This is a genomic window from Leisingera sp. JC1 (genome assembly GCF_001679925.1).
Classification (GTDB): Bacteria; Pseudomonadota; Alphaproteobacteria; order Rhodobacterales; family Rhodobacteraceae; genus Leisingera.
Window position 1 is genome coordinate 25,782 of the sequence record NZ_LYUZ01000087.1, and the last position, 20,559, is coordinate 46,340.

23 protein-coding genes are annotated in these 20,559 nt (G+C 57.4%); 20 read left to right on the top strand and 3 right to left on the bottom strand.

Annotated features, from left to right (window positions below; genetic code table 11):
• The first annotated feature begins 240 nt into the window (after positions 1-240).
• The gene (locus A9D60_RS11475) at positions 241-1,335 is read left to right on the top strand and encodes an OmpP1/FadL family transporter (protein WP_065267728.1); all 1,095 of its coding nucleotides are present in this window, start codon (positions 241-243) and stop codon (positions 1,333-1,335) included.
• A gap of 116 nt (positions 1,336-1,451) precedes the next feature.
• On the opposite strand, the gene A9D60_RS11480 is transcribed toward A9D60_RS11475, so the two are convergent.
• Both A9D60_RS11480 and A9D60_RS11485 read right to left on the bottom strand, forming a co-directional pair.
• Positions 1,452-2,408 (bottom strand): alpha/beta hydrolase, encoded by a 957-nt coding sequence (locus tag A9D60_RS11480; RefSeq protein ID WP_065267729.1) that lies wholly within the window; start codon positions 2,406-2,408, stop codon positions 1,452-1,454.
• Between the two features lie 116 nt (positions 2,409-2,524).
• Complete coding sequence (locus tag A9D60_RS11485) at positions 2,525-4,234, bottom strand: RcgA family putative transporter (RefSeq protein ID WP_141117901.1); 1,710 nt, start codon at positions 4,232-4,234, stop codon at positions 2,525-2,527.
• Between the two features lie 99 nt (positions 4,235-4,333).
• Here A9D60_RS11485 and A9D60_RS11490 point away from each other — a divergent pair, with 99 nt between their 5' ends.
• Positions 4,334-4,576: a hypothetical protein gene (locus A9D60_RS11490; RefSeq protein WP_065267731.1), complete on the top strand. Its 243-nt coding sequence runs from the start codon at positions 4,334-4,336 to the stop codon at positions 4,574-4,576.
• Between the two features lie 15 nt (positions 4,577-4,591).
• On the opposite strand, the gene repC is transcribed toward A9D60_RS11490, so the two are convergent.
• Complete coding sequence (gene repC / locus A9D60_RS11495; RefSeq protein WP_175392952.1) at positions 4,592-5,869, bottom strand: replication initiation protein RepC; 1,278 nt, start codon at positions 5,867-5,869, stop codon at positions 4,592-4,594.
• A 531-nt stretch (positions 5,870-6,400) separates the two neighbouring features.
• Here repC and A9D60_RS25495 point away from each other — a divergent pair.
• From A9D60_RS25495 to A9D60_RS11580, 18 genes are all read left to right on the top strand, one after another.
• On the top strand, positions 6,401-6,781 hold the full coding sequence (locus A9D60_RS25495; protein ID WP_254656680.1) for a hypothetical protein: 381 nt from the start codon (positions 6,401-6,403) through the stop codon (positions 6,779-6,781).
• Between the two features lie 235 nt (positions 6,782-7,016).
• Entirely contained in the window at positions 7,017-7,382 is a 366-nt protein-coding gene (locus A9D60_RS11500; RefSeq protein WP_065267733.1) for a hypothetical protein, read from the top strand.
• Between the two features lie 57 nt (positions 7,383-7,439).
• Entirely contained in the window at positions 7,440-7,727 is a 288-nt protein-coding gene (gene traL / locus A9D60_RS11505) for a type IV conjugative transfer system protein TraL (protein WP_065267734.1), read from the top strand.
• Positions 7,727-8,281 carry a TraE/TraK family type IV conjugative transfer system protein gene (locus A9D60_RS11510; protein WP_083194170.1) on the top strand — a complete coding sequence of 185 codons (555 nt, stop codon included), beginning with the start codon at positions 7,727-7,729 and terminating at the stop codon, positions 8,279-8,281. The genes traL and A9D60_RS11510 overlap by 1 nt, the downstream gene beginning before the upstream one ends.
• Before the next feature lie 8 nt (positions 8,282-8,289).
• Positions 8,290-9,003 carry a TraK domain-containing protein gene (locus A9D60_RS11515; RefSeq protein WP_065267759.1) on the top strand — a complete coding sequence of 238 codons (714 nt, stop codon included), beginning with the start codon at positions 8,290-8,292 and terminating at the stop codon, positions 9,001-9,003.
• Positions 9,003-10,283: a TraB/VirB10 family protein gene (locus A9D60_RS11520; protein WP_065267736.1), complete on the top strand. Its 1,281-nt coding sequence runs from the start codon at positions 9,003-9,005 to the stop codon at positions 10,281-10,283. Before A9D60_RS11515 ends, A9D60_RS11520 begins: the two co-directional genes overlap by 1 nt.
• Positions 10,280-10,669, top strand: a complete 390-nt coding sequence (locus A9D60_RS11525) for a TraV family lipoprotein (protein WP_065267737.1) — start codon at positions 10,280-10,282, stop codon at positions 10,667-10,669. The genes A9D60_RS11520 and A9D60_RS11525 overlap by 4 nt, the downstream gene beginning before the upstream one ends.
• A complete protein-coding gene (locus A9D60_RS11530; RefSeq protein WP_065267738.1) occupies positions 10,669-10,893 on the top strand; it encodes a hypothetical protein in 225 nt (74 codons plus the stop codon). Before A9D60_RS11525 ends, A9D60_RS11530 begins: the two co-directional genes overlap by 1 nt.
• Entirely contained in the window at positions 10,890-13,376 is a 2,487-nt protein-coding gene (locus A9D60_RS11535; RefSeq protein WP_065267739.1) for a TraC family protein, read from the top strand. Before A9D60_RS11530 ends, A9D60_RS11535 begins: the two co-directional genes overlap by 4 nt.
• On the top strand, positions 13,373-13,726 hold the full coding sequence (locus A9D60_RS11540) for a TrbI F-type domain-containing protein (protein ID WP_065267740.1): 354 nt from the start codon (positions 13,373-13,375) through the stop codon (positions 13,724-13,726). The genes A9D60_RS11535 and A9D60_RS11540 overlap by 4 nt, the downstream gene beginning before the upstream one ends.
• Positions 13,713-14,225: a S26 family signal peptidase gene (locus A9D60_RS11545; RefSeq protein WP_065267741.1), complete on the top strand. Its 513-nt coding sequence runs from the start codon at positions 13,713-13,715 to the stop codon at positions 14,223-14,225. Before A9D60_RS11540 ends, A9D60_RS11545 begins: the two co-directional genes overlap by 14 nt.
• On the top strand, positions 14,222-14,872 hold the full coding sequence (gene traW, locus A9D60_RS11550) for a type-F conjugative transfer system protein TraW (RefSeq protein WP_065267742.1): 651 nt from the start codon (positions 14,222-14,224) through the stop codon (positions 14,870-14,872). The genes A9D60_RS11545 and traW overlap by 4 nt, the downstream gene beginning before the upstream one ends.
• Positions 14,869-15,858 (top strand): conjugal transfer pilus assembly protein TraU, encoded by a 990-nt coding sequence (traU, locus tag A9D60_RS11555; protein WP_065267743.1) that lies wholly within the window; start codon positions 14,869-14,871, stop codon positions 15,856-15,858. Before traW ends, traU begins: the two co-directional genes overlap by 4 nt.
• The gene (gene trbC / locus A9D60_RS11560) at positions 15,843-16,613 is read left to right on the top strand and encodes a type-F conjugative transfer system pilin assembly protein TrbC (protein ID WP_141117902.1); all 771 of its coding nucleotides are present in this window, start codon (positions 15,843-15,845) and stop codon (positions 16,611-16,613) included. The genes traU and trbC overlap by 16 nt, the downstream gene beginning before the upstream one ends.
• Positions 16,603-18,036 carry a hypothetical protein gene (locus A9D60_RS11565; RefSeq protein WP_065267744.1) on the top strand — a complete coding sequence of 478 codons (1,434 nt, stop codon included), beginning with the start codon at positions 16,603-16,605 and terminating at the stop codon, positions 18,034-18,036. Before trbC ends, A9D60_RS11565 begins: the two co-directional genes overlap by 11 nt.
• Positions 18,027-19,340 carry a conjugal transfer protein TraN gene (gene traN / locus A9D60_RS11570; RefSeq protein ID WP_083194172.1) on the top strand — a complete coding sequence of 438 codons (1,314 nt, stop codon included), beginning with the start codon at positions 18,027-18,029 and terminating at the stop codon, positions 19,338-19,340. Before A9D60_RS11565 ends, traN begins: the two co-directional genes overlap by 10 nt.
• Positions 19,337-19,735, top strand: coding sequence for a conjugal transfer protein TraF (gene traF / locus A9D60_RS11575; protein ID WP_065267746.1), 399 nt, complete (start codon positions 19,337-19,339; stop codon positions 19,733-19,735). The genes traN and traF overlap by 4 nt, the downstream gene beginning before the upstream one ends.
• A complete protein-coding gene (locus tag A9D60_RS11580) occupies positions 19,735-20,553 on the top strand; it encodes a conjugal transfer protein TraF (RefSeq protein WP_065267747.1) in 819 nt (272 codons plus the stop codon). The genes traF and A9D60_RS11580 overlap by 1 nt, the downstream gene beginning before the upstream one ends.
• Positions 20,554-20,559 lie beyond the last annotated feature (6 nt).

Sequence of the window (20,559 nt, forward strand, 5' to 3'; positions counted from 1 at the left end):
TATCCAGCCGCCCAGATCTTCGAACTTGCGAGAAATCTGAGGCGGCCTCAGCAGCGTCATGGGCGAAGACGCCAGAATCTGAGAACGGACGCTGTGGGTAACTTTGCCCGTTCCACCCCTGTTCAAAATGCCATGGATGCACGCAGGGATTGATCACACTATCATTCATAATTTATTTGGCCGGCAGGCTGCACAAAGCGGCATGGAAACTCTCGGAAAACTGTCAGGCACACATTGCAGATGAATTTGAAGAAAAACGTAACATTGGGGGCAAGCGCTCTCGCTATTTCCGCTACTATGGTTGCGGCTGGGGAAATCGAACGACGCGGCGATCCTTCGCAAATCTTGTTTCAGAAGGGAAAGAACTACCTCGAATTTTCGGCGGCATTTGTGAATCCGTCGGTATCAGGTGTCGCCTTGCCGGGCATTCCGGCCGGTCCAACCGGGAACATCACCAACAGCTACAAGTCCTACGCACTTGGCTACAAGCACGAGCTGAACGAGCGTGTCTCACTGGCATTCGTCATTGATGAACCGATTGGAGCGTCGGTGTCCTACGCCAGTCCTCTCGCCTTCTTCGGTGGATCGAGCGCAGAGATCTCATCTATCGCCTACACCGGCCTGGCCAAGTACCAAGTCAATGACAGATTTAGCGTCTATGGCGGCCTGCGGTTCATTGGAGTTGATGGTGCTGTTACCGTTGTCTCTCCGGCGTCTGCGCCCAGCCCCTACAGTCTCAGCGTGAACAAGGACTATCAGCTGGGCTACCTTGCAGGTGTAGCCTATGAAATTCCGGATATCGCGTTCCGCATCGCTGCGACCTACGAGTCAAAAACTGAGCATGATTTCCGCGACAACACGGGTTCACCATTTCAAGTGGAAATTCCGAAGTCTTTCACGCTGCACGCCCAGTCGGGGATCTCGGCCAACACCCTGCTTTTTGGTTCGGTCAAATGGCGCGAATGGTCAAAATTCAAGATTCAGCCGGGTGACTTTTTCTCCCTGGTTCCAGGCGTTGGCGCTGTAAACACTCCGATTGCACGGGGGACCAGCGATATTTGGACCTATGAGGTAGGCATCGCACACAGTTTTAGCGAAAGCTGGAGCGGCGCGGCCACCATAGGATACGAAAAAGACTTGGGAGATATCGTTGGCAACTTCTCCGGGCGTGATGGATATGTCAGCTATGGCCTTGCCGCTATTTATGAAGTTGACGGCTGGAAGGTGACAACCGGCGTCCGCTACATCGACATCGGCGATGCTGACACCTCGGTTTCTTCATTCACGGAAAACGATGCGATTTCAGCTGGCATCAAAGTCGGCTACACATTCTAAGTGAGCCAAATAAATCACCTGACTGCCGCCGAACTGCTACAGCTATCACTCGGCGGTGGTCAGGTCTCTTTCGCTGCTAACTGCCATCTCATTGGAGAAGTGGAGTTGAGCCAGTTTTAAGCCACGTTTGCGTCTATGAAAGTCGTTGAGAAAAGATCACAGATTTGGGACAGTATTCTCTCGCGAGCCTCTGAAGACTCCAAGAACAGCTCGTGCTTGGCGCCGTGTATCAGCTGAAACTGCCCGTCAGGCCAGCGCTCCATGCGATTTTGAATTGCTGAAATGCTGACCACTTCATCTTGGTCACCGCAAAAAGCGATGCAAGGAACCGCAGGAGAACGCACCTTTGACAGGCTCTTTGTCTCCTTGAGCGCCTGGAACAACCGCCCCATGCTTGGCCCGCCAATTTGCAGGTCGGATTGCGCTTCGGCCTGGTCTACCCAATACTGATACATTTCAGAGTCAGTAGTAAGCCTATTGTTTTTAAAGTCATTTTTGAGAACGTAGGTTTCACCGGTATAACCTGGGGCATAACTGTGCCCCTTTCCTAGGGCTTGAGCGGCCCAGGTTAGAGGCCAAGCTGCCATGCGCTCAACTGCGGAGAGATGAATATCGAACATCGGGGCGGTAAACGCACACGCTTCAACAGGCAATCCTTCAGTCAGTGCTCGAAACCCAATGCATGCGCCCATCGAATGTCCGACCAAGTTCCATGGCTTCGGCAGATCCAACTCTTCTGCAGCTTGGACCATTGCCGCGACATCCATCTGGAAGTCAGAAAAGCTGTTCACATGCCCTGTCCGCCGGTCGTCTGTGAACCGCTCAGCAAGTCCCTGGCCCCGCCAATCAATGACGATGGTCGTATAGCCTAACTCATTGAATGCAGATGCTGTACGACCCCAAATTTCAACATACTCCGCGCGTCCAGGGAACAGAAAAACTGTTCCTTTTCTGGGCTGTTCAGCTCTCCACAATCCAACACGCAGGCGAACACCGTCTTTCGCATGTACCCAATATGCACTGCCGTTTGCAGGCCCCTCTGCCAGTTCTGGATAAAAGGTTGCTTGTTCCATCAAACTAAATTCCTACCAGTCTTCATTTCCTTCGCCCTACCACTGATGCAGGACAGTACGCCAGTCACGGAAGCCATAATACCGCGGAAGCATCTATGATCATCTGCTTGTCCGGCTCAGTTGAGTTCATGCGCTTGTTTCAATTTCTCTTCAGGAGCCCGAGTGCGCCACAAGAGACTGTAGGCAGAAATTACTACACTCCCGAACAATAGTATCGAAAAACCATAGAATTTCCCAACAACCATAAAATTGACGGCGAGCAAAACAACAACTGAAACCATCTTGAACCACAATGCCTTAACCTGGCTTACCAACCTTTGTACTTGCGAGTTCCCTTTCAGGCTTTGCCCTTCCTTTGAAGGAAAGCATCCGTCCAATACCCAATAAATCTGAGCGAAGCAGGCGAAGAAAACAAAGCAGGTTATGAATGTTAGAAGAAAACTAGTGAAAAATGGACTTGGGTTTTGCTCAAGCCAAGACCAACCATCGCTGTTGACGCCCAAGGCTGTCAGTGCATCACCAATCAGCCAGTCTAAGATAGTCTCTCCGTCCGAAATCAAATAAGCTGCATTCACCTTGATGCATGTAGCAAGCAAAATCCCCAAAACCACGCAACGGAAAATTCCGGTCATGATCTTGGTTCCGTTTGCACGCATCTTTCTTTGATAGATTTCGTTGGGCTGCAGCTCAGGATTAATGTAGATTCTATAAAAATCATTTGCCAGAGTATACAGCAATAGCAGACCGATAAAATAGAACCAGTATATCATGCCAGAATACAGAAACGCGAACATTGAAACAAAGATCGCCTCCGATATTGACATAATCTCAGGGCGAGAGATTGTGACAAGTATCCAGTCAACCATAGGATTTTCGGAGTTACTCTCCAGTAGTGGCCGCAGGTAAATACCATACCATTGAATGAAAAATATTCCTAGAAAACATATGATGAAAATCGCCCAATAGGAAAATGAGAACGAACCCACTTTCTGTTCCCAGCTATTGTTCGCCTCGATGCTGGTTTTAGTCACTGCGAGCGATGGGAGTCGCTCCTCCTTCCAGAATGTTAGCAGCTCCGACACAAGAATTAGGAACAGTGGCAACACAGCCATTTCTCCAACCGTCCAGCTGATCGACCAATAAAAACCGACTTCCTTATCCAGCCCTTCAACTGGGTTGTAAGTGACACTGTGGACACCAAAAATGAAAGCAAGGAACCAGAGCACACCACCAGTCGTCCATATCGCAACCGGCAAATTCAGTGAACTGCGACCGTTGAACAGCGCTTCCGAAGCCCTTGCCAGGTTAAAACGCTGCTTTGGCGGTACGTTTTCAGCGTCTGGCGCTTTGGGTGCAGCAGCCTGGTCGAGCTTCGGAGCGTGAGGGACATTCTGTGGCTCGGCGGCTTGGTTGACATCGAGAGCGGGCTGCTCCCCTAGACCTCCAGCCTTTTCTTTCTGTTTCCTCCGTGCCTTCAGTCGAGACTGAGACGCACTAAGCTCCACCTGCCATTCGCTGGTTCCCTCAGGGTCACGGCAGCCAAACACCATGGCCAGCCAACGAATGTTGGTAGGGCCTATTCCCCTTTTGTTGTTCTCAAACCAAAGCTGCACTGTCCGCAGATCGACGCCTTTTCGGTTCGCATCAATCTGTGAAATGGCATCCGCTAGCAATTCGGGTGTCCACGGGCCGATGGGATAACCATCTTTGTTCGCTGGCCGGCCTACGCCTGTAGTTGTTGCATGAATGAACAGCTCCTTGAAAGTTTTTCCGCTTTTTGGCGGAGATTGAAAAAACTTACCGTTCTTTATCAATGGCTTAGGCACTTGGTTTTCGTTTCGTTTCGTTGCGTTTCGTTCGTTTCGTGCGGTTGACGTTGATTAGCGTATCTAGCACCGGGATTCAATTTTATGGTGTGGGAACCAATGAAAGACGGCATCAAAGAAGTTATCGAAGCCATGGGGGTCCGTTTTGGGGAGCCCCTCCGGGGGTATGAAAAAGCGTCGCAAACCTTGGAAACGTGTGAAGGCCAGGCTTCGCCGGAGCAAGCCATTGAGAGAAGTGCTCGAGTGCAGGCTATACCAGTGGCCCAGGTCGAAGACACAAGAGGGAAGACTGGTGTTGCCTACTTCTGGAACACTGGAGAACTTCAGGTGAGTTGGCAGTGATGCTTCGATCTGAAATTATGCAGTCGTCTCTCGCTTCATTAGTCCAAACAAGCTTTGCAGGAGGTGAAGGTCTCCATGGGCGTGTCTTCGGGTCATTGCTCGAAGGGCACCACCTGGGCTCAAGACCGGGGTGACTGGGTGGAAACGGTTTCTGTCGATAAGCAGAACACAAAGCATTGCCTCGATTTCACCCATTTGATCGGTTGCATCCCGGTAGGCGGTGGGGTGAATACCTAACGGTTGCAGCCGGTCGATAGCCGCATTGATGAAATCACGTTCGTCTAGGTTTGGCCGATCTCCTTGGGAAATCATGATCTGCATTTGCATGTCGTCGGAACAAAGATTGAATAGCGTTTTCAGCGTTAAGTGGCTGCCGAACCTATGCACATCGTCCTTGTGAACCCGATCTGGCTTCGCATACTGCTTTTCTGAGCAGTCGGCACTGCCGGTAGGCTGTGCCATAGACTTAATCATGTCTGCTCGCTTGCGAGCAGTCCTTATATCCACGGGATCGTTACAAGTTACAATTTTTTCTTGAGTTGTATCTTGTATATATTGGCGGACATCTTTGTCCGGTCGAGCGGACTCTTCATTCTTCGTTGACGCAAATGCTTTGAGTTTATCCACAACCGAAACAACCTCATCGAGGTGATCCTTTAGCTCTCTTGCGGACACTGACGCATAGAAGCGGGTGGGCCAGCCGACAAATTGTTGTGCCAGCTCTGACAATACCTGGCTGTTTGGGTGGCGAGGCTGCAGCTCCATCAGCAGGGACTTTACCTGGCGCTTAGCAGCGCTGATTTTTTGTTTCACTACAGAACGATCGATCCTACCGGATGCAACGTCCGCCTCCAGGCGAATAAGGCGAGGTATGGCTTCAATCAGCGGGGTGAAAACAATGCCCTGCCGAAACTCCTCTCCATTGGCCCGCCTGTACCGACAGCGCCGCCCATTCATAGCCACTTCCTTACGGATGAAACCGAAATTCTGTTCAAGGATCTTTTCAACGCGCCGCACGCTGCGCTCGTCCTTGCCAGTTTGGTAGGCGATGTTTGTTTGCATCGAAAAGCAAACGGGTTCCATCGTTGGGTCTGTCCAGTCCGACGGCCGGGTTTCATCAATCATGGTGAGAACAACGGCCAGTTGACCATCATTCATACCAATTGCAGGTGCCACTCGCCTCAAAAGACGCTCGACGTCACTGCGCTGCATGTTCCCTGGAAGTACCGGAAACCTATCGGCCTCATCCTGTGAGGCATGGGCGTAACTGCTCAATTTCTTGCTCCATGTCATTGAAGCAAGGCGGGAGGCCTTTGTTATACAGCAAAAAAACTTTGTTCGCACAAATGCGTTTTTTGCTTGCCTGCTATGTTGGAGATGCGCTAGGAAAGGGGTGAGAAAAGATCCTAGATGCATCCCCCGTTAAGGCCCCGCCTTGCGGGGGTTTCGCTTTTTGGTGCCTCGTAAGCTCCCTGTGATTCCTCTTCTTCAGTAGTCGCGACCGTACCACCGGTGGGGTTTTCCCGCAATCGTGAGGCAATATCGGGTACTCCATCATACCGGAGCACCCAAAAGTCATCGTGTCTGTGACTACGCACATCCGTCGATCAGCTGTGCCATTCCGTTGCCGGGATATATGTCTTCCCTTTTGCCGTCGCACATTTCAGTCGTCAACACAAACGAGAAACGCATATCTCAGAAAATGTACAACCAGAGCGGTTGACTTCCTAGCGGTCCGACGGCTAGAAGAACGTACAACGGCGGATGTATACTTTCTTTCGGTCGTCAAACCACCTATGAAATCGTCTCACTGGGAGACGATCCATGCCGATAGCGAGACACTATTCCTTGGTTACTGTTGCTGGAGTTCGCCTCTGGAGAGAGCAAGGAACTGTATTCCGCTGCCGGTATGACCTTGTAAGAGTTGGTCAGAGAAATGTTTCTCCGGTCTACAATTGCGTTTATCTGGTCGATGCCGAAGAGAACATCTTGGTTTCGACAGCAACGCGCCCTGATGGATCTGTCGAGGAACGTAAGCTCAACCTTTGGCCTGGCTTGCTCGCCCGCCATCACGTCGAATATGGCGATGGGTCAATGCTGGTTTTCAACCCAGAAAACCAAACAATCTCGACATGGTTTTTGTCGGACGACACAACTGCCAAACTCGGTACAGTTGGCAAAGATTGTTCGGAATCCGAAACTTAACCAACTTGCTGCACTGCCGCTAGTTGCGGCAACCAAAATCCGGGCTAAGCGCGAACTGGGTGCCGTAACCTCCCTGTCGGTAACGTTTGCGCGGCGCATGTTTGTGGCCCAGGCATGCGCCGAATTATCCAATTCCCACGAATATTCTGAATTTCGCCTGCAATGGGCGAGATCCCGCGGTGTCGGACCCGCGGGTTATTTCTGTGCATCTAAAACTACGAAAGGAACGAGGGACATGCACATTTCGAAGACCCTGAAGAATGGCGCACTGGCTGCGGCAGTGGCTGTGGCAGGCACCGGCGCTATGGCAGCCGGTTCGGACACCGGTGTTGAAGCCGGTTTCTATGCGCTCGGTCAGGACCTGAACACCATCCTGGCTGGGGCCGGTGGTTACGTCATCATGATCCTGTCTGTGATCATCGGCGGCGTGACCCTGGCCGTGACCGGCCGCTGGGGTCAGGTCGCTATCGCCGTGGGTGTGGCAATCTTCCTGGGCTACGGCATCCAGACCCTGACCAGCCTCGGCGGTGTGACGGCAAGCACCGACCTTCTGGAGCTGTCGGCCGTTGAGGCCCCCGTTTCGGAAACCGTCACTCAGTGATCTGGACCTGCTTCCCGCGCCTCCGGGTGCGGGAAGCAATTCCTGAAAGGAAGAGGCATGAGCAACGTCGTCAAAGTGGAACAGAGGCTGCAAGACCCGCCGCAGTTCTTTTTTCTGCCCGCCGATGAGGCGGTGGCCGGGCTGTTTCCAGTAGTCATGGGCCTCTTGGGCCGTCAGGCGTTTCTAGGATTTGCCGCCGGTCTTGCTTTTTATTTCATCTGGAAACGTGTGAAAGGCGAGCGCGGACTGCAGGGCTTGCTGGCGCTTCTCTATTGGATCACTCCGAAAGAGGTCACCCTTTACCGTTCCTTCCCGGATAGCGCTGTCAGCGCCTGGAGGGCGTGATGAACTTTCAAAACATGGGCAGAGCCTTGAGCAGGTCGCGGCGCGCCGTGTTTGCACTGGGCGGCCTCACTGTTGCACTGGTTGCTGCCAATCTGATGCTGTCGGCCAAACTTTGGTCTCAGTCCAATCAGGTGGTTCTTGTGCCAACCACCGTCAGCGACGGGATGGTGGCGCGCGGAACAGTGGATAAAGGCTATGTTGAGGCACTTGCGCTGGATGCAGTCTACGCGATGTACAACAGCTCGCCCCGGACCCTTCATTACGGACGCAGCACGTTGGAACGGCTGAGCGGCCCGGCTGAACGGGCCAGCATCCTGGATACCTACGACCGGATCTCCAAGGACATCACCGAACGCAAGATCTCGACCGTCTTCTTTCCCCGGAAGATCGAGCACAATTTTGCCAGCTATGAAGTGGTGGTTGAAGGCGACCTCGCCACTTACCTGGAAACAACTCAAGTCACCCGCGAAGACCGCCGGATTTTGATCCGGTTCAAGCCGCAGGCCGGTTCAGTCCGGCTCGCCGCTATCGGGAAAATCTCAGCGGAGGAGTGAAGCTGAACATGTTGAAGTCTATGAAACTGGCTGCGGTTTTCGCAGCCGGGCTGGCGGCGGCTTGCCCGGTGAATGCGGCAGATCAGCGGTTCACGATCAATGAAGACGGGTTGGTGCGTTTCAAGGCCTCGGTCACGGGCATTACCCGCATCAGTATCACTGGCGACCGGATAAAGCGCATTGTCCATGACGAAGACGTGTCCGTCTACCAAGCCAAACACGACGAAAATACCGGCGACCTCTTTCTCAAATATGCCGGGCCGGAAGGAATGCCGGAAAAGGAAGGCGGCTATCTGGTCACGGAAAAGGGCCTGACAGTCGCCTATGAAATCCTGCCGATCCGGGCCAGCACGCAAACCGCGCTGATCACTGTCAGAAGCAAGAACCCGGAACCGGAGGCGGCTGCAGGCAGCGGCAGCTTTGCGGAAACATCACTTGGCGGCGGGGACGGACTGGCAGCGCAGCTGACGGCCGCGACCCGCGACACCATCAGGTCGAAGATCCGCAGCCCGCGCCCCAGCGGCGGGCGGCACGGTGCGCTGGTTTCTTCGCACCGCACCGGTGAGCTGGTTGGCGAGGTTCGTGTGGCCGCGGCCGGAAAGTCGCCTCGGCAGGTTCGGGAACAGGAGTTTTACCGGTCCGGCGTGCTGTCGGTCTGGGTTCAGAAAAAGAGCCTCGCTGCCGGTGAACGGTCCTGGGTTGTTGTTGTGAGGGGGAAGTGATGGCGCAGAAAAACCGCAAGACGAACCAGCTTATCGCAATTTCCGTAGTCGGGGGCATTGTCGTGGTCGGCTTCATAGGGCTGGGTGCAATGATGAACCGTGGGGCAGGGGGCGCGGGGCTGCCAAACCGCGCCAACCCAACGGTAGACGAGACCATTATCTCGGACCGCACGGCTGCGGCCTCGCCGGAAATGTCCTGGATCACCTCCGGGCGGCTCCAAATGGAGCGTCTCCAGAAGGAGCTGCAAGAGCAGCGCAAACTGGTCGAGCAGTCCCGTCGGGAAGCCGAACAACAGGCTGAGGCAATCCGGCAGGAATATGATGAGCCTATCCTGCAGCTGATCGAAAAGATTTCGACGCTGGAAACCCAACTGGCAGAAGCCACGAGCCGCCCTGCCGCCAACGGGCCGGAACAGACGTTCAATGCAGCGGCGCAATTGCCCGGCAAAGAGCAACTGACCCAAGAGCCTGCAGAAATGGGGCCGGGGAGCGACTTCATCGAGCGCCGTACGCCTTCACGCACGACGACGCGCCGGGCAGGCCAAACAGCAGGAGAAGGGGAGCAAGCGGCAGCACGCGGCAACTTCGGGCAGACTTTCACCCTTGCCCCAATTGAGCAACCTGAAAACACAGAGCGCTCCGTCCGCCGCTTGGGCGACTACCTTCCGGCCGGCAGCTATGCACCTGCCGTTGTTCTGTCTGGCGCCGATGCCTCGACCAATGTTTCCAACCGTGACAATCCGATTCCGGTTCTGTTCCGGATTACCGGCTCCGCGGTGACCGCGGCGCTTGGAAACAGTCGGCCCGCGCGGGTGAACCTGAAGGGTTGCACGGTGCAGGGATCTGCAACCGGCGATCTGTCCTCGGAGCGTGTGAAGGTGCGCCTGATTTCCATGACCTGCGTGAACCAACGTGGTGAAATTTTGGAAACCAAAGTCGCGGGCTACATGGCCGGGTCCGGCAAGGAAGGCGTGCGCGGGCACGTCGTGAGCCGTGAAGGCGCCAACGTCCGGAATGCCGCCATCGCAGGAGCATTGGGCGGCCTGGGCAAAGGGCTGAGCGCCGGGGCTACCGCGTCTCTCAGCCAGGAAAACGCCTCGGTCAGCCAGATCCTTCAGAGCGCAGGTGCAGGCACGCTGGCAGGCGGAGCTGAAGAAGCCGCCAGCACGCTGGCAGATTACTACATCAAACGGGCCGAACAATATCAGCCGGTGGTCTCCCTCTATGGCGGAACCAAGGTCGAGCTCGTGTTTCTCGAAGGGGTGGAGCTGGGCCAATGAAGAAAATCGCAAGCCTGATTTTGATCGCGCTGGCCGCTGGCTGTGCCAATCCGAACACGGAAAAAGACTTCCTGTGTGAAGCGCAGCAAGGGTCTCCCTGTACCACTATCGGTGCGGTGGACGGCACTGGAGCCGCCGCCGTGACCTCTGTTCAGGAACGTCCCGAAGATACTGCGGTGAAGAGCCTCGCGCAGAACCCGCTGTTCTCCGGCAAAGGGGCCTTCACCGGCCTGCCGGACGGCGGTTTCCCCTACAACGCCGCGGCCTACCGCTCTCCGGAAGTCGTCGGAACGCTTTGGGTGGCACCGATCCTAGATGAAGGCGGGATCATGCATGAGGCGCGCTTTGTGCATTTCGTGATCCAGGAAGGGCAGTGGCGTCAGTGATGAGCACTCCCAGCAAAGAGCAATTGCAACAGAAGGCCGACCGCATGGCCGAGATCCGGGAGGACCGTCGGGAGGCCGGGTTTACCGAAGTGACGTGCTGGGTCCCGAAAGAACAGGCGCGCAGTTTCAGAGACTACGCATGGGGATTGGTTGAAGGCGTCGACCGGGCCTTCCCACACCGCGCCCGAGAGGGACAACGCCGCCGCCAAAGGAGCAAAAAATGACATTCTTTCGTGATGTGATGGCAGGGCTGTTCGGTGACGTTCCTTGGACAGAGGACGAGCCGGATCTGATGGAGGGCGATGTGCTCTCTGACATTCTGCCGTGGCGGGCCTATGACCCGGAGCACAAACTCTATCATTTTACCCATGGCAGCGGCTTCCTGATGGAAGTGGGGGCGTCGATCGGTCAAAACGACCTGGCGGAGAATATCGGCGGAGTCATTGCCGCAAACCTACCGTCCAGTGCCACATTTCAGGTGCTGAACTGGACCTCCCCCGCCATTGAACCGGTTGCCGGGCGCTGGAAATCGGCGCGTCTTGGCCGGTCGGCTCTGATTGACGAAATGGTCAATCAGAGGGTGTCTCACCTTCAGAATATGCGGTTCGGCATTGAAGAAGACGGTGCCCGTGCAATCCCCTTCGACAGGCACATCTTTGTCGCCGTCTGGCTGGAATCGGAAGAGTTGGGCATCGAGGACGAAAAGCGCCTCAAGTCCATGCGCTCGGCCCTCAGGAATGTGTTCAGCACAGCCAGCTGGTCGATGGATGTGGAACCGCCGCGGTTCCTCGCTCTCCTGCGCGAGCTGTTCCACGCGGCTCGCCCGGAAGGCAGCGGAGAGGACTGGGACCAGGAAGCCTATGACGACAACATGCCGCTCAACTATCAGCTGCCCGGCGCGTCCCTGCGTGTTGGCAGCCAAGCGCTTCAATTCTCCGGAACACCTGAGCTGGCGGCTACTGTCTCTTCTGTGAATGCCTATCCGCCGGAATGGGTCTTTGGTCTTGGTATGGCACTCAACGGCGATCCCGCCCGGCTGATGGACCGCCCGCTTGGTCCGGTTCTGACATCGTTCACGCTGAAGGCGATGCCAGGCCAGAAGGCCGGGGCATTTATCCTGAAGAAACGTGGCATGGCGGAACACGCCGCCAACAGCTCGTTTGGAAAGTTCGTCCCGAACTTTGGGGAGAAAAAGGCGGAGCTGGACGCGCTGGCAGCAGAAATTCAGGCGGGCGAACGCCTCTTTGAAACCCTCTATACCATCGTCGCCTATGCCAGGGGCGGTGCAACAGAGGCGCAGATGGCGGCAGGCGAGGTGGAATCTATCTACCGGCGCCAGCGGATCAAGCTCTCCAAGGATACTTTCCTGCAGTTGCCCTTGTTCCTTGCCAGCCTGCCGTTTGGCTGCTCGGGCAAAATGATGTCCGACTTCGGGCGGCAGATGCGTATGCGACTGATGAAGTCGGCCGCCGCGATGGCCTTCCTGCCGGTACACGGGGAGTGGATGGGCAATGCCCGCGGAGCCGGAATGCTGCTGGCCGGACGTCAGGGGCAGGTGTTCCAGTGGGACAATTTCCGTTCGTCGGGCAACTACAACACCGCCGTGGTAGGCAAGTCCGGAGCCGGTAAATCAGTGCTGATGCAAGAACTGGCGGTGGGGATCTACACTTCCGGCGGCAACGTCCTGGTGATTGACGACGGCTATTCGTTCAAAACCACGGCGGAAATCCTGGGCGGCAAGCACATTGCTTTTGACGGCCAGACCCGCAACCGCCTCAATCCGTTTTCCCTGCTCGATGCGGGTGCCATGGGGCAGGACGAATACAAAACCGATGCTATCGAGCTGGTCACCCGCGTTGTTGCCTCGATGGCTGACCTCGGCGGCCATACCGGCGGACGGGTTGAGGGGGTTGAAGAGGACTATATCCGCGCGGCCATTGCCCAGGTCTGGGATGAAAACGGCCGAGACGGTGAAATCTCCGATGTGCGCGACCGGCTGCAGGATGCCGCGGCTGGTGAACCGCGGCTGCCTGATGTGGTGCGCAAACTCAACCGGTATTCACGCGGTGGTGCTTACGGCCACTACTTTGAAGGTGAGGCCAATATCACACTGGATTCCCCGTTCACGGTGGTGGAGCTGAGTGACATCAAGGGGCAGGCCGGTCTTGAGGCGACCATCCTGCAGATCGTCATGTTCCTTGGCACCGAACTGATGTTCAAAACCTCCCGTTCCACGCCTACAGCCATCGTGATTGATGAGGCTTGGGATCTGCTGAAAGGAACCGGCACTGCGGCCTTTATTGAAGGTGTCGTGCGCCGGGCGCGGAAATACACCGGGGCGCTGATCACCGGCACGCAGTCGATGCAGGACTACAAGGCCAACCCCGCCGCTAGCGTCTGCCTGGAGAACTCTGACTTCCGGATCTTCATGGCCCAGAAACCGGAGAGCATCGACGCGCTGCAGAGCATCGACCCGCCGGTGAAAATGCTTTTGAAGTCGCTGACATCGGTTCCGGGCCGGTTTTCCGAACTCGCAATCCAGATGCCTGAGGGCTTTGCCTACGGGCGTCTGCTGCTCGATCCGTTTTCGCTGGCGGTGTTCTCTTCCAAAGGCTCCACGGTCGAACGGATGAACCACTACAAGGCCCAGGGCATGAGCACAGTGGAAGCCATCAAAACCCTTGTTGAGCGGGGGGAAGTGGCATGAGCTGGCAGAAGAAGACCCTCATTGCGCTTGGTATTGTGGCTCTGGCCCAGGCCGCTGTGTTTGTGTTCCTGCTGTTGCCGGATGATGAGCCTCCGGCGGTTGCGGTTTTCGATCCGGAAAAAAGCCTGACCATGTTCGTGGTCTGGTCGAATGGCCGGGTGCCGGACGAGCAATTCGGGGACACCCTGCCAGCATTCCAGCAGGCCGTTCAGTTGGAGATTGACCGGCTTTCCAGCCAGACCGGGCAGGTTGTCGTCCGCAAGGGCGCGGTGCTGTCGGCTGCGGGTCTTCAGGCCGCTGACGTCACCGGCGTCATCATGGAAAAGGTGCTGAGTGATGCGGCGTTCTAAGCTGGTTTTGATCCTGCCCACCTTGGCTGTGGCAGCTGCCGGTTATTACGGGCTTGCCTGCGGGCGTCTGGTTGTAAATTCAACCAGCAGCCTGAAAGGCAATGCCTACGCAATGGTGACCTGGCCGCTGATCTTGCGGCCGGGTGCCATCGTCGCGGTCGAAATGCCGGAGGTTCTGGAGGGAAAGTTCGGCGGGCATGAGCTTTATCTGACCAAGCGGATTGCCGGGGTTGCCGGCGATCCGGTCCGCCGCTCGGGCAATAGCCTCTGCATTAATGGCACCTGTGTCGAGGGGCAGCTGAAGAACGGTGCACTTGTTGCACCGCTCTGGCAGGGCGATGTGGTGCCGGACGGAATGATTGCCGTGTTCGGAGACAGCCCGGACAGCCTGGACAGCCGCTATGCGGTGATCGGCCCGCGGCCGGTGGCGGAAGTCGCCGCCGCAGGATTTGAAATCCCTTTCCCCCATTGGACAGACCTTGCGGAGCGCTGGAAATGACTCATCACCGCCGCCGTTTTCATGCTGCCCTTCTGGTCCTCGCTGCTGCCGCAGGGCAGGGGGCGGCCAAGGATCTCGGTACCCACGGCCCTTTGTTCGAGGTGGCTGAACCCTCGCTGCTGGACACGATCAAGAACCGGCTCCTGGAAATGGAAGCGGCTGGCGAGCTGGATCAGATGCGGCAGGAAATGCAGGACACCACGCGGGCCTATGTGAACCGGCCGCGTCCGGTTCAGGGTCTCGGCAAGGCAGAGGAATATGCGGTTTGGGAGGTCGATATGTCGATCACCCTGAAAGAGGATCTGGCAGACCATCAAGGCCGGGTCTTCGCCCGCGCTGGCACAGTCGTTAATCCGTTGGCCTATTCCCGCTTTGAAAAGCGCATCGTCCTGCTTGACGGCGACGATCCCGACCAGGTGGCCTTTGCGCTGGCGGATGGCGGCGAGTTGGACACGCTTCTGGTGCTGGTGAACGGTGATCCGCTGGGCCTGATGCGCGAGCATGGCCGCCGGTTCTACTTCGACCAGGATGCTGTGCTGGTGAAACGCTTCGGCATCCGCAATGTGCCTGCCGTGGTGCAGCGCGCGGATCCTGTCATGCAGGTGGAAGAAATCGCGCTCGGAAAGGGCGGGGAGGTTCTGCAATGAACCTGCGCGCCCTGATCCTCGCCTTTGTCTTCGCCCTTGCAGCGACCCAAGCGGCAGCAATCTGCAACAAGCGGTTTCTGAACCCCATCACGGAGGTTTGCTGGGACTGCATTTTTCCTATCTCCATCGGCGGCCTTAGCCTGAGCTTCGGCGCCAGCCGCCCGGATACGAGAAACCAGACCTTCCCGCTCTGCGTTTGCCCCGGCATCCCGCCCCGGCTTGGCCTGTCCATTGGCCTTTGGGAACCGGCCCGGTTGGTCGATGTAGCGAATGAACCCGGTTGCTTCGTGAACATGGGCTTCGAAATGGATTTCGGGCTTCTGTCTCTGGGCAAATCCTCTGCTACCCAGCAAAGCGGCGGCAGCACCGGGTCGCGCTGGCAGGCACATTATTACTTCTATCCGCTGATCTCCTGGCTTGGTGTGATCGTTGACGGGCTGTGCATGCAGAACGCGCAGTTCGACGTCGCCTATATCTCGGAGATTGACCCGCTCTGGCAGGATGCGGAGCTGAACAACCTGATCAACCCGGAGGCAATCCTGTTTGCCAATCCGATTGCCCAGGCGGCCTGCGCTGCGGATTGCACCAAGGCGTCCTCCGGCAATCTGCCGATGGATGCGCTGTTCTGGTGCACCGGCTGCGGCGGCTCGATCTACCCCATCCAAGGCGATGTCGCTGCCCATGTTGGCGGGGTGATGGCAAGCCAGGTGGTTGCAACCAAGATGGTGGCCCGGATGCACAGGCTGCTGATCGCACGGAAAACCGCATCTGAAAGACCGCTTTGCCAGACCCAAGGGCAACCGGTGATCAAGAAAAGCCAGTACCGGATGCAGGTCACGCGCCCGCGCCCGAAAACCTCGGGCCGGTACGCCTGCGGCCCCATCGGCTTTTCAGCTCAATACGTGGACCGGCTGAGAGAGTTCCCCTTTATGGGGGAATCCTTCGGCTGGCTGTTCTGGAGGAAGAGAAATTGCTGCGCACTCTGACTTTTGCACTGGCGGCTGGGTCCGCATTGGCTGTCACGTCCCTGTCCCTTGGCGCCCAGGAGGCCGGGGAAGGTGTGACCGAATACGCACCGGGCAGCACCGGGCGGATCACTGCTCCGCTGGCGACCATCGTTGACACCGCCAAACAGCAAGGCGAGGCGCTGCGGGAGACCCTGCGCCCGCTCGATGAGGCGGAAGGGGCCTTTTCTAACGTCGATTTCGACGGGCTGCGCACCCGCGCTCTGTCGGATCCGCGCGTCCGGGCCTTGCTCGGCGCGGATGCGGCCGGGGGCGCCGCCAGCGAGGCGGAAGAGGTGCGCTATGACGGTGCCACCATCTTCTTGCTGGCCTCCTTCTCGATGCCCAAAGAGTCACTGCGGCAAATGATGGCTGAAGCCCGGAAATTCGGTCTGCCCATCGTGTTCCGCGGGTTCGTAAACAACTCGGTTTATGAGACGCAAGCCGCCCTGGAGGAGACGTTCGGCTCTCTGGATGATGCCGTGGGCTTCTCCATCGACCCTACAGTGTTCACCCGGTTCCGGGTCACGTCGGTTCCGCAGGTCATTGCCATGAGTGAGGCGGTCGATGTCTGCGAAACACCTGGTTGCGAAGCGGACCCTGTGCCGCTGCATGACCGGGTGGGCGGCAATGTTCCAGTGGAATTTGCCCTGCGCCTGATCGCGGAACAGGGGGAAGCCGGCGCTTCTGAGGCCCGGCGGCTGCTCTCGCAGCAGGAGGCCGCAGATGCTGAATAGATCTCTTTCCCTTGCCCTGATGGCCGTCCTGCTTGGAAGCGGTGCCTTTGCGCAATCCTTCATGGATCGCGCGGCGGCGGCAGCTGATGGGGCCGTGAACACGGGCAGCACCTTCCGGGATGAAACGGTCAACGAGGTGGTGACGCCATTTGAAACCTCCCGGCCGCCAGAGGCGGGCATGAACCACACCACCTTCGAGGACCGCATTCTGGAAACCCGCGATGCGGACAATGACCAGGGGCGGGTTCTGCGCGCCACAGAAGATAGTGCGATTGTCCGTCCGGATATCGACATCGACGGGCAAGGGGAACTGTTCGATGATGCCAATTGGGCGCATGAGAACGCGGAAGATATTGCCGGGCGGTATTTCAGCAGCGAAACCGGCAGTTGCACAACGCCGGAAGTTCCGGTGTCTGACGAACGCGATGAGTTCTGCGAAAGCCTGCCAGCTCGGGAAGAAAAGACCTGCCGCCTGATCCGTAGGATTTGGGTGGACCGCACCGATACCTACCGGTGCGACAGACGGGCCGCAAACTTTGTAAAGGTTTGCGAGAAAACACAAAGCTACTCCTGCCATAGGAATAGCACTGTCGCGGCCTGTATTCGCAGGAATGTCAGGATTGAAGGCGGCGACGTTTCTTGGGACGGCCGGGTTGCAACCATTAGTTTCCCGGCGCCTGGCCGCAAGCCAAAGTTCGTCCATCCTTCAGGCGGTTATCCGGGCACCTATAGTTACGCGACCCTTGCGAAACACCAGTTCAATGTGAGGATTTCCGACAGGTTTGCCCCTGATGAAATCGTCTTGAAGCATGTTAGTGCAGCTGGGCCAGTCCAAATTACAGGGAACGATGGAAAACCGATTACGACTGTCGCGGCCTCCGTCCTGAGCAGCTTTGGCCAATCTCAATGGTATTCCAATGTTCCAAAAACACCTGAACAAGGGCTTCTAATCCCTTTCACCAATACCTACGGGTTGGGCGGTTCTTCCCCACTCCACGCAGCCTGGATTGCCAAGTACCCTCAGTTCAGGCAGTGCAACTTTAATTCTAACGTGATTTGCGCTTCGGCGATCGACTACAATGCATCGCGGACAGTCTTTCAATCCGGCTGGGACTCCGATCAGGAAAGCTTTCTCAATAGTGTCGGCTTCGACATACACACGTGGGGCATTAGACCGCCGCACGAATATGCAGAGCTGAGGCAAAATTCGCAGGTTCAGCGCAATGTGCTTCGCCTGCTTGAACTGGATCACTTCGCTACCGCCCGACCTGCAGGTGCTAAGCGGTTCAAGTCCAACAACATGACCACGCGTGTCGTTTACAACAACGCTACTCAAGGGGGCGGGGCAGCAGCGCTGCGCATTGAATTTAGCGGATCGTGCTGTGATCGGTTCGTGGATACAGGGAGCGAAACATGCGAGTGATTTGCGCCCTGTTCCTCATTGTGAGCCTGTTTCAAGTCTGGGCCAGCCCTGCCTCTGCAGAGATTTCATGCTCGGACCCGTCATATGAATGCCTTGAATGGTCCGATGGCACGACTACCGGCGGCATTAACCTGGGCCGTTACTGTGTGCGCTACGCTGGCACTCAAGACTGTGTGGATTCCGAGCCGATGGACGAGTGCGCAGCAGTGCGCGCGAGCCTCAACTGCAACCGAACAGAGCGCCGCTGTGTCGATTACCGCAACGGGACATGCCGTCAGTGGCGGCTGACCTATTCCTGCCTGAACGAAAACGAGGACATGAGCCCCGCGCGGCTTGTGAACACCGAGTTCGGGCCGACGCAGGAGAGGATCATTAACCGCTGTGGCGCGCTTGCAGGCAACGAAGAGTGCGAACTGACCGGGACTGTCACACTGGAAGGTGCAGAAGTCCGCGACATCAACGGGAAGGAGTTTTCCCGGAGCTGGTGGAAACGCGAACGTACCTACAGCTGCCTGGCGCCGGGCGAGGGTGACACCACCTGCGGGCCGCTGGAAAGTGATCCGACCTGCGTCCTGCAGGGTGACACCTGCCTTGCCGAGACTAATGGCGTCTGTACGAACCGGGAGTATCACTACCGTTGCGGCGTCTCTTCCGGCGATCTGGAAACCAGCTGCGAGCCGATCAACGTCTGTGTTGGCGAAAACTGCATTGGGGTCGAACAGGAAACCTCTGACGATTTCGGCAGATCTGCAGCCTGGTTGAACGTGCTGGCGCAGATGCAGGAGGAATACAGGGAACAGGCTGCCACCGACCCGAACGATGTGCGCTTCTTCCAGGGCACCAAAATGACCTGCAGCAAGGCACCCGGCCGGAACTGCTGTTCGACCGGCGGTCTCTTCGGCGGCACCTGCCCGGAATCCGCGGCGATCCTGCGGGACAAGCGGGAAGCGGGCGCGACCCATTATGTCGGCGTTACCTGCCAGCAGAAGGTTTTGGGCGCCTGCGTCAAGAAGCGCTACCACTACTGCACCTACAACTCCAAATTCGGCCGTGTCTTCATCGAGGAGTTCAAGAAGCAGGTAAATCAAGGGTGGGGCAGCACACTCGCACCGAACTGCGGCTTCGTCACGATTGAAGACTTTGCGAACGTGGACATTGAGGAAATGGATCTGTCGCCTGTCTTCGGTGACATCATGAGTGATATCCAGGTTCCCGTCGCCGAAGACCTGCAGGACTTCTATGAAGACCGCTTCCCGTCGGCCGACAGCCAGGCGCAGGATGCATTCGGGGAGCTGGGCCAATGAACCGGCGCACCTTCCTTCTGTCCAGCCTCACTGCAGCAGCGGCACCGGCCTTGGCCGGTGCTCAGGAAAATCCCGGCGTTGGTGTGATCTTCATCGGGGCGTCCTGGTGCTCGTTTTGCAAATCCGCCGCGCCGGTGCTGGCGGCCCTGACCCAGCCCGCCGGCATTCCGGTCCTGGTTGCCTCGCATGACGCGCGGCCGATCCCGCCGTTTGCAGACGTGACCGATGCCAGAACGCACCCGGTTGCCGCGCAGATCTCCGAGTTCCCCACCACTCTGATCTACTCGCAGGCTGCCGGGGAAATCACAGGCCAGATTACCGGTTACCGCAATGCGCGCCACTATGCGCAGTCCGTGCGGGCCGCTGTGCTCGCCGCAGCCGGGAGGACAGGCTGATGCTGAAACCGTTGACCCTTGCCGCACTTCTAGCCACTGCAGCCCATCCCGCCAGCGCGGGGCTGGTCTGCAATGGTGAAGAAGTAGACGGCTGGCATTTCTATTGCGATCCGGAACCTGAGCCGGAGCCGGTCAAACCGGCACCGGAGCCGGAACAGGAAGCCAGGGAAGAACCCCAGGAGCCGGAAGAACCGAAAGAGCTGACGGCCACCGAGGAGATCGAGGCGTTCCGGGAATACGCCGACGAGCTGAAGCACCGCGCCATTCTCGATCCGACACCGGAAAACGTGCAGGCGTATATGGAGGTGAACAAGCAGATGGCGCAGCAGGCGGCGCGTTTCGCAGCCGTCTGGCAGCGGGTGCTGTTTGGCTCGCCCCACCTCGATGCCAATACCCGCCGTCCGCTGACCCAGATGGGCACCAACATCTATCAGGACCAGCGTAATGCGGCGGAGCAGGCGGCTCTGCGCCGGGCGGCGCAAGAGGCCGGTCTGATCTTTGTCTATGACAACCCTGCGGACTGCCGCTTGTGCCTCGCGCAGGCGCAGATCCTCGACGGCATCCGCAATGCCTACGGCGTGGAAATTCTGGCTGTGTCCACCGATGGCAGCCCCATCGAATTTTTTCCGGACGCGGTTCAGGACGCGGGCCAGCTTGAGGCCCTTCAGCTCGCGGACAAGCCGCGCCCCTTCATCGCCATTGTCGATGCCGCCAGCGGGGAAACCCAGCTGATCGGGGGCGGATTGCTGACAGAGGATCAAATCCTGGAGCGCGTCTACGTGGTCCGGGAAGTGCCCATGGGCGAACGGTATCAGTGAAGGAGC

Coding starts and splice junctions, on each gene's coding strand:
- A9D60_RS11475 (WP_065267728.1), top strand. CDS start 241: ATGAATTTGAAGAAAAACGTAACATTGGGGGCAAGCGCTCTCGCTATT.
- A9D60_RS11480 (WP_065267729.1), bottom strand. CDS start 2,408: ATGGAACAAGCAACCTTTTATCCAGAACTGGCAGAGGGGCCTGCAAAC.
- A9D60_RS11490 (WP_065267731.1), top strand. CDS start 4,334: ATGAAAGACGGCATCAAAGAAGTTATCGAAGCCATGGGGGTCCGTTTT.
- repC (WP_175392952.1), bottom strand. CDS start 5,869: ATGACATGGAGCAAGAAATTGAGCAGTTACGCCCATGCCTCACAGGAT.
- A9D60_RS25495 (WP_254656680.1), top strand. CDS start 6,401: ATGCCGATAGCGAGACACTATTCCTTGGTTACTGTTGCTGGAGTTCGC.
- A9D60_RS11500 (WP_065267733.1), top strand. CDS start 7,017: ATGCACATTTCGAAGACCCTGAAGAATGGCGCACTGGCTGCGGCAGTG.
- traL (WP_065267734.1), top strand. CDS start 7,440: ATGAGCAACGTCGTCAAAGTGGAACAGAGGCTGCAAGACCCGCCGCAG.
- A9D60_RS11510 (WP_083194170.1), top strand. CDS start 7,727: ATGAACTTTCAAAACATGGGCAGAGCCTTGAGCAGGTCGCGGCGCGCC.
- A9D60_RS11515 (WP_065267759.1), top strand. CDS start 8,290: ATGTTGAAGTCTATGAAACTGGCTGCGGTTTTCGCAGCCGGGCTGGCG.
- A9D60_RS11520 (WP_065267736.1), top strand. CDS start 9,003: ATGGCGCAGAAAAACCGCAAGACGAACCAGCTTATCGCAATTTCCGTA.
- A9D60_RS11525 (WP_065267737.1), top strand. CDS start 10,280: ATGAAGAAAATCGCAAGCCTGATTTTGATCGCGCTGGCCGCTGGCTGT.
- A9D60_RS11530 (WP_065267738.1), top strand. CDS start 10,669: ATGAGCACTCCCAGCAAAGAGCAATTGCAACAGAAGGCCGACCGCATG.
- A9D60_RS11535 (WP_065267739.1), top strand. CDS start 10,890: ATGACATTCTTTCGTGATGTGATGGCAGGGCTGTTCGGTGACGTTCCT.
- A9D60_RS11540 (WP_065267740.1), top strand. CDS start 13,373: ATGAGCTGGCAGAAGAAGACCCTCATTGCGCTTGGTATTGTGGCTCTG.
- A9D60_RS11545 (WP_065267741.1), top strand. CDS start 13,713: ATGCGGCGTTCTAAGCTGGTTTTGATCCTGCCCACCTTGGCTGTGGCA.
- traW (WP_065267742.1), top strand. CDS start 14,222: ATGACTCATCACCGCCGCCGTTTTCATGCTGCCCTTCTGGTCCTCGCT.
- traU (WP_065267743.1), top strand. CDS start 14,869: ATGAACCTGCGCGCCCTGATCCTCGCCTTTGTCTTCGCCCTTGCAGCG.
- A9D60_RS11565 (WP_065267744.1), top strand. CDS start 16,603: ATGCTGAATAGATCTCTTTCCCTTGCCCTGATGGCCGTCCTGCTTGGA.
- traN (WP_083194172.1), top strand. CDS start 18,027: ATGCGAGTGATTTGCGCCCTGTTCCTCATTGTGAGCCTGTTTCAAGTC.
- traF (WP_065267746.1), top strand. CDS start 19,337: ATGAACCGGCGCACCTTCCTTCTGTCCAGCCTCACTGCAGCAGCGGCA.
- A9D60_RS11580 (WP_065267747.1), top strand. CDS start 19,735: ATGCTGAAACCGTTGACCCTTGCCGCACTTCTAGCCACTGCAGCCCAT.